The sequence below is a fragment of the Streptomyces sp. SID14478 genome (genome assembly GCF_010548525.1).
Taxonomy (GTDB): domain Bacteria; phylum Actinomycetota; class Actinomycetes; order Streptomycetales; family Streptomycetaceae; genus Streptomyces.
In genome coordinates, this window is record NZ_JAAGMG010000545.1 from 1 (window position 1) to 208 (window position 208).

1 pseudogene is annotated in these 208 nt (G+C 76.0%); it reads left to right on the forward strand.

The features are described 5' to 3' along the window. Positions 1–17: 17 nt before the first annotated feature. Positions 18–208: pseudogene (locus tag G3I40_RS17600) on the forward strand (sensor histidine kinase); the annotation flags it as partial.

Here is a 208-nt window from a genome sequence, read left to right on the forward strand (position 1 = left end):
GCGTGATCCCGGTCATCGTGACGGTGCTTGTCGGCTCCGTACTGCTCGTCCGCCGGCGCGCACCCCTGACCGTGCTCGTCGCGGCCTGTGCGGGTGCCGCGGTGCTCGTGCCGCTGGGTTACTCGCCGGGCGGGGCGCCCGTCGTGGTCGCCCTCGCCTCGCTCGCCGACCTGCGCGAGCGGAGCGTCTCGGTGGCGGCGCTCGTCCC